This is a genomic window from Peptoniphilus gorbachii (assembly GCF_016908115.1).
Taxonomy (GTDB): domain Bacteria; phylum Bacillota; class Clostridia; order Tissierellales; family Peptoniphilaceae; genus Peptoniphilus_A; species Peptoniphilus_A gorbachii.
This window is the reverse complement of record NZ_JAFBDH010000004.1, coordinates 75,606-87,841: the sequence shown is the minus strand read 5'-3', so window position 1 is coordinate 87,841 and position 12,236 is coordinate 75,606. Positions and strand designations below refer to the sequence as shown.

Genomic DNA, 12,236 nt, shown 5'->3' with positions numbered 1-12,236 from the left:
AAGAGTTTATTACAATTGAAATATAGGTAAGCAGTAATTAAAATATTTTATAATGAAGGGAGTAAACATGAAAAAATCAAAAAAATATTTAGTTTTATTTTTGTCTTTTTTATTATTGCTTTCAACAGTAAATGTATTTGCTGTTAGGCATAAGGAAAGAGACATACCTTTAAATGGTATTATTGTAAATGATCATATTGTTTATAGTGACGTATATCCTTATATTAAAAATAATAGGACTTATGTTCCTATAAGATTTATAGCTGAAGAGCTTGGATATGATGTTAAGTGGGATGGAGCTAATAGAAAAGTAACAATGACTAATGACGGCACAACAGTTGAACTTACTATTGGCTCAAATAAAATGAAGGTAAATGGTAAGACAGTTCTTTTAGATGCACCAGCAGAAATAAGAGACGACAGAACTTTCGTACCACTAAGAGCAATTGCTGAAGCCTTTGGCGAAAAGGTAGATTATTCTAGTGATTATAAAGCAGTTTATATTGGCGACAATCCTAAGTACAATGCCTTCTACAAAGTTGTCTACTATTATGAAAAGAGAGAAACAGTTATTTCTGAATACACAATTAATATTGCAACTTACAAGATGAATGTAAATGGAAATATTTCAAGATTTGGAACAATAGATGAACTTATTAATGCTGTTTACGATGATTTCTACGATTATAGAGTAAGTGGAGTATCAAGATATGGCGTAACAACTTATAAGACTGCCTATGTTCAACCAACTACTCAAGCAAAAGAAGAAACTGTATATGTTAAAAAAACAGAATCTAATGTTGCTCAAGAAAAACAACTTAGGGATGCATATTATGTTGTATCCACAGATGATATTTTTGTAGGATCATGGTATAGAAGTACAAAATATGACGGAGATTATCCTGTAGACATGTACACATATATTTCAAGTTTAGGAAATGGAAGATATAAACTTGTTAATAGAATTATATTGGCATCAGATAGAAATTCTGAATATTTTACTGAAACATATGGATATTATGATAAGAATAAAAATGCTTTAGTAGTAGAAAAATCTCACAAGACTTATGGTGAAACAGGATTTTTCATTGGAACAGATTCTTATACATCCTCAACAGTACTGTATCCTAACAACTCTTACACGAGATTATATTCTGATAATGTAGGATCTCCAAATTATATGGTTAAGTATTAAAATTTAGTAGGATTAGTTCACTTTTTAACTTATAGAGACTCGTTAATTCGGGTCTCTTTATAATTTATAAAAAATTTACAAACTTTCACCATTCTTTCACACTTTGTAAAATATTTTACATGAAATTTACAATAGCAATCTTTCAAATTTACAAAGGCTTCTTATAATGTCTTTGAAATAAAAAATTATATTTGAAAGGAAGATAATAATGGAAATTAGAAAAATTGGTAAAGTTGGAATGATTCTTGCTTTAGCAGCATCTCTTGTTGCTTGTGGAGGAAACAAAAAGGAAGAAGCAACAGCTAATGCTCCTAAAGAAAATGCTAAACAAGAAGAAAAGGGATCTAACGCAGCTGATCTTGGAACTATTAATGTTATTTCAAGAGAACAAGGTTCAGGTACAAGATCTGCCTTCACAGAACTTACTGGCGTTCTTGTAAAAGACGGCGACAAAGAAGTTGACAACACTTATGCTGAAGCTGCAGTTCAATCTTCTACTGATGCAGTTCTTACAACTGTTGAAAATGACAAGGCATCTATTGGTTATATTTCTCTAGGATCTTTAAACGAAACTGTTAAGGCAGTTAAAGTTGAAGGCGTTGAAGCTACTCCTGAAAACATCAAATCTGGCGACTACAAACTTGCAAGACCTTTTAATGTTGCTTACAAGGCTGATGTAGATGCAAAGGCTAAAGACTTAATCACATTTATTATGTCTGACGAAGGACAAAAAATTTGTGAAGAAGAAGGTTATGTTGGAGATGCAACTGGTGCAGCTTACGAAGCTACTGACAATGATGCACATATTACAATCGCTGGATCAACTTCAGTTTCTCCGCTAATGGAAAAACTTGCTGAAGCTTACAAGGCTAAAAACCCTAAGGTTCAAATTGACATCCAATCTAATGGTTCTTCTGCTGGTATGACTGCAGCAATGGAAGGAACAGCACAATTAGGTATGGCATCAAGAGAACTTAAGGACGAAGAAAAGAAAGCTCTTGAATTTACAGTAATAGCAAGAGACGGTATTGCAGTAATCGTAAATAATGAAAATGGATGCGAAAACTTAACAATGGATCAACTTCAACAAATCTTTACTGGTAAATTAACTGACTGGGCAGAAGCTAGCAAATAATAGTAAATAGGTATAAGGAATGAATAAAATGGAAGATACTAGTAAAAAAGTACTCCATAAAGAAAACCAAAAAAAAGCATTTACAAAGGAAGAAGTATTTAAATATTTCTTCCTAATTTGCTCTATACTGTCAATTTTCTTCTTGTTATTGATATGTATATTTATCTTTAAAGACTCTTTTGGTTTTATTGGAAAAATTGGAGTAAAAAACTTTGTCCTTAATGACAGCTGGGCACCTATGAATGTGCCAGCCTCTTATGGAATTCTACCAATGGTAATTGGCTCTATCTTAATAACTGCAATGTCCTGTATTGCAGCAGTGCCAGTTTCTGTAATGGTAGCTTGTTATTTGGCCTATGATTGTCCAAAAAACATTTATAAAATTTTAAAACCTGCCCTAAATCTTATGACAGGCATACCTTCAATTGTATATGGCTTTTTTGCCCTTACAGTTATAGTGCCCATTAACAGATCACTTTTTGGCGGCACAGGTATGAATATGTTATCTGCATCAATACTACTTCTTATAATGGTTTTGCCAACAATAATTTCTATGGCAGAAGCATCTCTTAGAACTGTTCCTAAGTCTTTTTACCAAGGCTCTCTTTCTCTTGGTGCAACTCATGATGAAACAATTACAAGAGTAATGGTACCTGCTGCAAAGTCTGGTATTTTTGCTGGAATAATTTTAGGAGTTGGTCGTGCAATTGGCGAAACAATGGCAGTAATATTAGTTGCAGGAAATCAAACCAGATTAACTTTTAATCCTCTAAAGGGAATTAGAACTATGACTACAAATATTGTACTTGAAATGGCTTATGCAGCTGGAGAACACAGACAAGCTCTTATAGCGACTGCAGCAGTCCTATTTATTTTCATTCTTCTAATTAATATTGGATTTTTTATAGTAAAGAACAGGAGCGAAAACAATGGTTAAATATATTACAATAGGCGTATTATTATTTTTTGTCGCTCTAGTATTGGGACTTCACTTTATAAAGGGACTATCCTTTTATAGAATTACAACAAGACTTTTTTCAGCCATGACCTTTGCAGTCCTTGTATTTATTGTTGCCTTTGTTGTTTTTAAGGGAGCCTTATCCTTTAGACCAGATATGCTTTCCCTAAACTACACAACAGAAAATGTGTCCATGGGACCTGCAATAATTACAACCCTTCTTACAGTTGTTCTTGCAATTTTATTTGCATCACCAATTGGAATTTTCACAGCCATATTCTTAGTTGAATACACAGATGTGGAAAACAAACTTGTAAAGGCAATAAGACTTGCAACAGAAACCCTTGCCGGTATTCCATCAATTGTTTATGGGCTATTTGGTATGTTATTCTTTGGCTTAAAATTAAAAATGGGTTTCTCTGTAATTTCTGGTGTTTTAACTGTTTCTATTATGATTCTTCCAATTATAATGAGAGCAACAGAAGAAGCCCTAAAGTCAGTTCACCCATCAATTAGACAAGGTTCCTTTGCACTAGGAGCAGGCAAGCTTAGAACAATTTTTAAGGTTGTACTTCCAGTTGCGATTCCAGGAATTTTATCAGGAATAATTTTATCAGTTGGTCGTGTAGTTGGAGAAACAGCTGCTTTAATGTACACTTTGGGAACAGCAACATCCCTTCCAGCGTCACTTAAATCATCATCAAGGACACTAGCCCTACACATGTATGTTTTATCATCTGAAGGTAAACATGTGGGTGAAGCTTATGCAACAGGCATGGTACTTTTGCTACTTGTTCTTTTAATCAACTGGTCATCAACTAAACTTGCAGACAAACTCAAGGAGGTAGAATAATGCAATCTAAGATGAATGTCAAAGATCTCGACTTATACTATGGAGATTTTCAGGCACTTCACAATGTTAATTTAGACATTAGGGAAAATGAGATCTTATCTTTTATTGGACCTTCTGGTTGTGGTAAGTCAACTTTACTAAAATGTTTAAATAGAATGAACGACCTAGTAGTAGGTTGTAGAATAGAGGGAGAAGTAACTCTTGATGGAGAAGATATTTACGATAAGAATTATGATGTAAATAAACTTAGAAAAAGAGTGGGAATGGTATTTCAACAACCAAATCCTTTCCCAATGAGTATTTATGAAAATATAGCCTATGGTCCAAAGACCCACGGCATAAAAAATAAGGCTGAGCTTGATGAAATTGTTGAGTCATCACTTAAACAAGCTGCCATTTGGGATGAAGTAAAAGACGATTTAAAAAAATCTGCCCTTTCAATTTCAGGTGGACAACAACAAAGGCTTTGTATAGCAAGAGCTATTGCAGTAAATCCTGAAGTAATTTTAATGGACGAACCAACATCTGCTCTTGACCCAATTTCTACAGGAAAGATTGAAGATCTTGCACAAGAATTAAAGGAACAATACACAATTGTAATGGTTACTCACAATATGCAACAAGCTTCAAGAATTTCTGATAAAACTGCCTTTTTCCTTCATGGAGTAATTGTTGAATATGGAAATACAGTAGATATATTTACAAATCCTAGGGAAGAAAAGACAGAATTATATGTAACAGGAAGGTTCGGCTAATGAGAAAGAAATTTGATGAAGAATTAAGACATTTAAATAATTTACTTTTAGAGATGGCGATGCTAAATGAAAGCTCAATAAAAAAAGCAATATCTCTATTAGATGAAAAAGACGAAAGAGTAGCTGAAGAAGTTTCAAATTATGAAGAGAGAACAGATGTCTATGAAGGAATAATTCAAAAACAATGTTTAAAAATTTTTGTAGAGCAACAACCAGCAGCGGGGGATTTAAGAAGAGTTTCCTCTGCACTAAAAATGATTACTGACATGGAAAGAATTGGAGATAATGCAAGAGACATTGCAGATATTTGCATGATGTTACCTGATGAATATGACACTTCTAGATTTCCACTTATAAAACAAATGGCAGAATCAACTATTGCTCTTTTAAACAAATCTATTGATTCCTTTGTAAACTTAGATCTTGAATCAGCAAAAAGAATTGATGACGATGATGATGTTGTCGACAATTATTTTGTAATGATAAGAGACGAATTAATTGATATAATTAAATCAGATTTTGATCCCGCAGCTGCGATAGATTTTATTATGATTGCAAAATATTTGGAAAGAATTTCAGATCATGCTGTAAATATTGCAAAGTGGGTAATGTTTTCTATAGAAGGATGATTTAATGTTAATTTATGTAGTAGAAGATGACACATCGATTTTAAAATTAATTGAATATTCGCTGAGAAGCAAGGGCTATGATGTCTATTGCTTTGAGAATGGCAACGACTTTTTTGAAAAATTAAGTGAAAAAAAACCAGATATTGTGCTTCTTGATATAATGCTTCCTGACATTGAGGGAACAGAAATTTTGACAAAATTAAAGGAAAAAGAAGACACAAAAAATATTTGGGTCATGATGATTACAGCAAAGACTTCTGAATATGACATAATTTCTGCCCTAGATGGTGGTGCTGATGATTATATCAAAAAACCTTTTTCTGTAATGGAACTTTTATCAAGAGTTGGTGCCATAGCAAGACGTGCAACAAATTCCGACAAAAATAAAAATATTTTGGAATTTAACGGAATTGTCATGAATAATTTAAAGAGAGTTGTAACAATTGATAGTGAAGAGGTAGATTTCACCTTTAAAGAATATGAACTTTTAAAATATTTAATTTTAAATAAAGAAATAGTCATCTCTCGTGAAAAACTTCTAACCTACATTTGGGGTTACGATTATGAAGGCGAAACAAGAACTGTGGATATGCACATAAAACTTCTTCGCGACAAATTAAAGGACAAGAGAAATTATATAAAAACAATAAGAGGCGTGGGCTATATGCTTTCAACGAAGGATTGATATGAAAAATAGATTTTTTAGATACCTACTAGGCATATCACTTCTCACACTTTTTCTCTCAACAATTGTGTCCATGTTTATCTATTATTCTGTCTACGTAGACAGATCCAACAGAGACCTTTCAAATATAGTCATTACTATGAGCGAAACTTTAAAGAGAATAGATGATGACGAAAATTATTTAGATAGCGTGGCAAAAAAGAAGAGAGATTTTAGGATTACTCTTATAAAAGATGACGGCGATGTATTATACGATTCAGCTGAAAATGCAAATTTTTTGCCTAGTCACAAGGATAGACCTGAAGTTATAAAGGCACAAAAAAATGGTTTTGCAGAAGTTGAAAGATTTTCAAATACTCTTTCCAAGGACCTTTACTATGTAAGTTTAAGACTTGACGATGGTAGTATTTTAAGAGTGTCAAGGGAGATGGATAACCTCATTGGTGCCTTTAGAAAAGTTTTTCCAATAGATATTTTAATGTCAATTTTAATATTTATAATAGCAACAGCAGTTTCACGTAGACTTACTAAGAAAACTTTTGAACCCTTAAATAATTTAAATGAAGATTTGTTAACAATTGATACAGAAATGTTTCCAGAGATAAGTCCTTTTATCAACAAAATAAATAAGCAAAATAAAACTATAAAGGACAATTATAGAGAAATTAGCAGAGAAAGGGATACCATTGAGACAATTTTAAAAAATATGAAAGAGTCACTAATAATTATAGATGAAAATAAAAACTTGCTATCTGTAAATAATTCTGCAAAGGAACTTTTTAATTCCAAAAGAAAACTTATTGGAGAAAATATTTTAAACTTAATAAGAGATGATGACCTTTTAAAGTTAATTGACGATGCCCTTATGGGTTCTTCCGTTGAATCCATTACAAATATTGGAGATAGAGAATTTAAATTTTATGTAAATCCAGTTTTTGAAGACAAAAAAGTTAGAGGCGTTGTAATATTATTCATTGATGAAACAGAAGAAATAAGGGCCTTGAGACTTCGTGAAGAATTTTCTTCCAATGTAAGCCACGAATTAAAAACACCTCTTACATCAATTTGTGGTTTTTCAGAACTTCTTGTAAATGGAATGGTAGACGATGCCAATAAAGAAGAATTTTATAAATTAATTTATGACGATTCTAAGAGACTTTTAAATTTAATCGAAGACATCATGAAAATATCTGGACTGGAAACTGAAGAAACTTTTTCTCGTGAAGAAATAAAATTAAAGGAACTTATTAAAGATATTTTAAGGGCACAAAGAAATTTAATTGACGAAAAAAATATTGCTGTTAGTCTTGATGGCGATGGACTTGTATTTGAAAATAAGACTATGATGTGGGAACTTTTTGCCAACATTATAAATAATGGTTTAAAGTACAACAAAGACGGCGGTAAGCTAGACATAAAAATTTCTGAAGACGAAAAACATTATGAAGTTTTAATTGTTGACACAGGCATAGGCATTCCATCAAAGAATCTTGCAAGGATTTTTGAAAGATTTTACAGAGTAGACAAGTCAAGGTCAAGAAAAATTGGCGGCACAGGACTTGGACTTTCCATAGTAAAGCACGTGTTGCAGTCCATTGACGGAAAACTTGAAATTTCATCAAAGCTTGGCATGGGAACAAGCTTTAAAATAATTTTAAGCAAAGACAGAATGGAAAAAAATTAAAAATATAAAGTGAAAATGTTAAATAAAAAGACAAAAGAGAAAGGTAAAATATAATTAGAAATAATTTGCTCTTGCATTTTAATAACTCCTTAAAGACTGGCTTTATGAGCCAGTCTTTTTCTTGGAATTTTAAAAATATTACGATTTCCGAAAGTAATATTTTTAATTATTAATGGCGGTAAATGATAATATTATTGTAAATATAGGAGGTTATGAAATGAACAAAAAATTAATTAATTTAGGATTGGGTTTTGTGGCAGGAGCTCTTGGTGGAAAAATTCTTTCATCACAAAGTGCAAAAAAACTCGCTGTATCTACAGTGACACAAGGACTTAAAATTAAAGAAGGCATAGATAAAAGCGTTGAAAATTTAAAAGTTTCAACTGAAGATATAGTTGCAGAAGCTAAGGTAAAAAAAGCTGAAGATGAAAGAAAAGAAGCTGAAAGAAAAGCTGAACTTGACATTGAAAAAGTAGCAGAAGAAAAGGAAAAAGTTTCAGAAGAAGTAGAAGTAAAAGTAGAAGACTAATATGAAAGCAAGTATTGCCAGTAGAACTCTAGGCAGATGTCGATTTTTATATATAGACAAACTTAGAGACTGCGATGTAAATAAATTAAAATATAAAATTGAAGAATTATCTGGTGTAAAATCTTGCAAGATTTCTCCTCTTGCAAATTCAATTACAGTAAATTATGAAGAAAGTTACTTGCCAAAAATTGCAAAATTTATTTTAGACTTTGATTTAGAAGATTTAAGAGATTTTGAAATTGATGATGCAGACTTTGTGCCACAAGAGGATAGAGAGCTTTTCCACATTTTTCGTGACGCAATTTATAGGAGAATTTTCTTCGCCCATATTTTGCCTATGCCACTTAGACCAATTGGTGTTCTTATAAAGGCTCTTCCTTATATTAAGGCTGGCATAAAAAGTCTTAGAGATAGAAAATTAAAGGTTGAAGTCTTAGATGCAGCGGCAATTGGAATTTCTATTCTTGATGGGGAATTTGGCGATGCAGGTAATATTATGTTCCTCCTAGAACTTGGAGAAGAATTAGAGGACTACACTCTAAAAAAATCAAAGGACGACCTGGCACAATCTCTTAAACTAAATGTAGAAAAAGTTTTTGTCATTGAAGGCGACAAGAAATATCTTAAAAAATTAGAAGACCTTGAAATTAATGAAGTTGTAGAAGTCAACATGGGTTCAACAATACCAGTAGATGGCGAAATTCTTAAGGGCTATGGCATGGTAAATGAATCTTCTCTTACTGGAGAGTCCCTTGCTGTTAAAAAAGAGGAAGGCAAGACTGTCTTTGCAGGCACAGTTTTAGAAGAAGGTGCCATACTAGTTAGGACAAGGAAAAAATATGACGAATCCAGAATAAATCATATAATTGAATTAATTGGCGAGAGCGAAAAAAATAAATCTCTTGCTGAGAAAAAGGCAGACTCCATAGCAGACTCCATTGTAAAATATTCTTTCTTTGGAGCAGGAATAACTTATCTCTTGACTAGAAATTTTATCAAGGCAAAATCCTTCTTAATGGTGGATTTTTCCTGCGCACTTAAACTTACAATACCAATTGCAACTATGAAGGCAATTTCTTCTTCATCAGAAAGAGAAATCCTAGTAAAGGGTGGAAGGTATTTAGAAAAACTTGCCCAAGCAGATTCAATAATTTTTGACAAGACAGGAACTCTTACAAAGTCAGAGCCAAAAGTTGAAAAAGTTATAGCTTTTTATGACAATGATGAAGACGAATGTCTAAGAATTGCAGCTTGTCTTGAAGAGCACTTCCCACATTCAATAGCAAATGCCGTTGTAAAAGCAGCAAAAGATAAAAATTTAAATCATGAAGAAATGCACTCAAAGCCTGAGTACATTGTCGCTCATGGAATAAGATCAAAAATTGGCGAAAAGGAAGCCCTAATTGGTTCAGCTCACTTCATCTTAGAAGATGAAAATATAAAAATAGATGAAGCGCAAAAAAATAAAATTGACAAATTAAAGGAAGACTATTCACTTTTATATCTTGCCTTTGATGAAAAATTAATTGCAGTAATTTGCATAGACGATCCTCTTAGAGAAGATGCAAAATATACAATTGATTCCTTGAGAAAGCTTGGATTCACAAAAATTGCCATGCTAACTGGCGATGCAGAAAATTCTGCAAGAGCAGTGGCAGAAAAACTTGACTTAGATTATTATAAGGCTCAAGTTTTACCTGAAGAAAAAAAAGAATATGTGGATAGAGAAAAGGCAGAGGGCAGAACAGTTGTCATGATTGGCGACGGAATTAATGACTCCATTGCACTATCATCAGCCGATGTAGGAATATCTATGCATGAAGGCGCAGATATTGCAAAAGAAATTGCAGACATATCAATAAAGTCCGACTCCCTAAAAGAACTTATTGATGTGATAAAAATTTCTAAAGAATTGGAAAAGAGAGTTCATAGAAGTTACAGAAAGATAATTTCCTTTAATAGTGCTTTAATTGCCCTTGGAGTAACAGGACATCTCACAAATACAAATTCAGCCTTCCTTCACAACGCATCAACAGTTGCCATTGCAGGAAGAAATATGAGGGCCTATAGAGTATAAAATTAGAATTTAAAAAATTTAAAAATCAAATTACAAAATAAAGTCCCAGCGGCTTTATTTTTTTACAAATATTTATTTAAATTTACAGAATAAAACAATTTGCAAATATTCATTTTTAAAATGTTGTATAATATTTTTTATAAGAGTTATAAGGCAGAATTTTTTTGAGGAGTAAAAAAATTTTCAGGGATAGATTATGAAGAAGATACTAATAATTGAAGATGATATAAATTTAAATAAAGGAATTTCCATAGCCTTAAATAAAGAATATGAAATTTTTTCTGTAAACACAATTAGTGAGGCTAAAAATTTTATTGATGATGCGGATTTGATTTTACTTGATATGAACTTACCAGATGGAGATGGGCTTGAAATAATAAAATATACTAGACAATCTTCATCAATTCCTATTATAGTTTTATCTGCTATAGATCTTGAGGCATATATAATTTCAGCCATAAATTTAGGGGCAGACGACTATCTAACAAAACCTTTTTCTTTGGGAATATTAGAGGCAAAGATAAAAAGAGCATTTGAAAAAATAGCATCTTGTGATTTAAATCTTTATAAGAAAGATGGTCTAGACTTTAATTTCAATGAAAATACTTTCTATGTAGATAATAAAAATATAGATCTCACAAGAACAGAGACAAAAATTTTATACTACATGATAAAAAATAAGTCTCAAGTTATTACTAAAGAATTACTATTTGATTTTGTTTGGGGAATAGATGATGAATTTATTGATCAGAATACTCTTAGTGTCAACATTTCTAGAATAAGAAATAAATTAAAACCCTATGACCCAATAGAAACAGTCTTTGGAGTTGGATATAAATGGAATTTTTAGTAGGCATTCTAGTAATTGTAATCGGAATTCTTTTATATAAATATATTGTCTTGATAGGTGAAATGCGTGAACTCTCAGACTATATTGATAAGGCTTTGGATGGAAATTTAGAAATTACAGAATTTGATGAAAAGGAATTATCTAAAATAAAATCAAAGCTCATTAAATTTCTATATTCAAATCAAGTAAAAGAAAAGAAGATAAGTACAGAAAAAAACAAAACAAAAGATTTAATAGCAGATATATCACACCAAACAAAGACACCCATTACCAACCTTTCTTTATACATTAGTCTTTTAGAAGATGATCCGAAAGATGAGTATCTTGAAATTATAAAGTATGAGCTTAATAAACTAGAATTTTTAATACAAAACCTAGTAAAATCATCTAGGCTTGAATCGGATATTATAGGACTTCAAAAACATCAAGCAAATTTAAAAGACCTAGTAGAAGATGTTTTGAGAGAATTTAAAGTAATATTAGATGAAAAATGTATAATCATAGATTTAAAAGCCGAAGACTTAATTTTCAATTTGGACGAAAGATGGCTTAAAGAAGCCATCCACAATCTTGTAGATAATGCTATAAAATACTCGCCAAAGGGATCTACTATTAATATTTCAGTTTATAAATCTTACCTAAACTATAATTTAGACATAGAAAATGAGTGCGAAGACATATCAGAAGAAACTTTGCCAAAGATATTTGAAAGATTTTATAGAGGAAAAAATTCCGTTTCAAAGGATGGTTTGGGTTTAGGCCTTTTTATAGCCAGAGAAATTATAGAAAAACATGGTGGAAATATAAGAGCGTCTTTAGACGAAAATAGAATAAAATTTTCAGTAGACTTCCCCTTGTGAGAAGTCTTTTTTCTTACAAAACTGTA

At 31.7% G+C, this 12,236-nt stretch carries 12 protein-coding genes; all 12 read left to right on the top strand.

Annotated features, from left to right (window positions below; genetic code table 11):
* The first annotated feature begins 67 nt into the window (after window positions 1–67).
* The 12 genes from JOD41_RS05010 to JOD41_RS04955 all read left to right on the top strand — a co-directional run bounded on the left by JOD41_RS05010 (window position 68) and on the right by JOD41_RS04955 (window position 12,210).
* Window positions 68–1,195, top strand: a complete 1,128-nt coding sequence (locus tag JOD41_RS05010) for a copper amine oxidase N-terminal domain-containing protein (RefSeq protein WP_205051855.1) — start codon at window positions 68–70, stop codon at window positions 1,193–1,195.
* Between the two features lie 208 nt (window positions 1,196–1,403).
* Entirely contained in the window at window positions 1,404–2,330 is a 927-nt protein-coding gene (locus tag JOD41_RS05005) for a substrate-binding domain-containing protein (RefSeq protein ID WP_205051854.1), read from the top strand.
* A 19-nt stretch (window positions 2,331–2,349) separates the two neighbouring features.
* Window positions 2,350–3,267: a phosphate ABC transporter permease subunit PstC gene (gene pstC, locus JOD41_RS05000; RefSeq protein ID WP_420825471.1), complete on the top strand. Its 918-nt coding sequence runs from the start codon at window positions 2,350–2,352 to the stop codon at window positions 3,265–3,267.
* Window positions 3,260–4,141: a phosphate ABC transporter permease PstA gene (gene pstA, locus JOD41_RS04995; protein WP_205051853.1), complete on the top strand. Its 882-nt coding sequence runs from the start codon at window positions 3,260–3,262 to the stop codon at window positions 4,139–4,141. The genes pstC and pstA overlap by 8 nt, the downstream gene beginning before the upstream one ends.
* The gene (gene pstB, locus JOD41_RS04990) at window positions 4,141–4,896 is read left to right on the top strand and encodes a phosphate ABC transporter ATP-binding protein PstB (RefSeq protein WP_205051852.1); all 756 of its coding nucleotides are present in this window, start codon (window positions 4,141–4,143) and stop codon (window positions 4,894–4,896) included. The genes pstA and pstB overlap by 1 nt, the downstream gene beginning before the upstream one ends.
* On the top strand, window positions 4,896–5,525 hold the full coding sequence (gene phoU / locus JOD41_RS04985) for a phosphate signaling complex protein PhoU (RefSeq protein ID WP_205051851.1): 630 nt from the start codon (window positions 4,896–4,898) through the stop codon (window positions 5,523–5,525). Before pstB ends, phoU begins: the two co-directional genes overlap by 1 nt.
* A 4-nt stretch (window positions 5,526–5,529) precedes the next feature.
* Window positions 5,530–6,210 carry a response regulator transcription factor gene (locus JOD41_RS04980; RefSeq protein ID WP_205051850.1) on the top strand — a complete coding sequence of 227 codons (681 nt, stop codon included), beginning with the start codon at window positions 5,530–5,532 and terminating at the stop codon, window positions 6,208–6,210.
* 1 nt (window position 6,211) lies between these two features.
* Entirely contained in the window at window positions 6,212–7,894 is a 1,683-nt protein-coding gene (locus tag JOD41_RS04975; RefSeq protein ID WP_205051849.1) for a sensor histidine kinase, read from the top strand.
* Between the two features lie 217 nt (window positions 7,895–8,111).
* Entirely contained in the window at window positions 8,112–8,423 is a 312-nt protein-coding gene (locus JOD41_RS04970; RefSeq protein WP_205051848.1) for a DUF6110 family protein, read from the top strand.
* Window position 8,424: 1 nt separating this feature from the next.
* Complete coding sequence (locus tag JOD41_RS04965; RefSeq protein ID WP_205051847.1) at window positions 8,425–10,500, top strand: heavy metal translocating P-type ATPase; 2,076 nt, start codon at window positions 8,425–8,427, stop codon at window positions 10,498–10,500.
* A 196-nt stretch (window positions 10,501–10,696) separates the two neighbouring features.
* Window positions 10,697–11,350 carry a response regulator transcription factor gene (locus JOD41_RS04960; RefSeq protein WP_205051846.1) on the top strand — a complete coding sequence of 218 codons (654 nt, stop codon included), beginning with the start codon at window positions 10,697–10,699 and terminating at the stop codon, window positions 11,348–11,350.
* Window positions 11,338–12,210, top strand: a complete 873-nt coding sequence (locus JOD41_RS04955; protein WP_205051845.1) for a sensor histidine kinase — start codon at window positions 11,338–11,340, stop codon at window positions 12,208–12,210. Before JOD41_RS04960 ends, JOD41_RS04955 begins: the two co-directional genes overlap by 13 nt.
* Window positions 12,211–12,236: the final 26 nt, after the last annotated feature.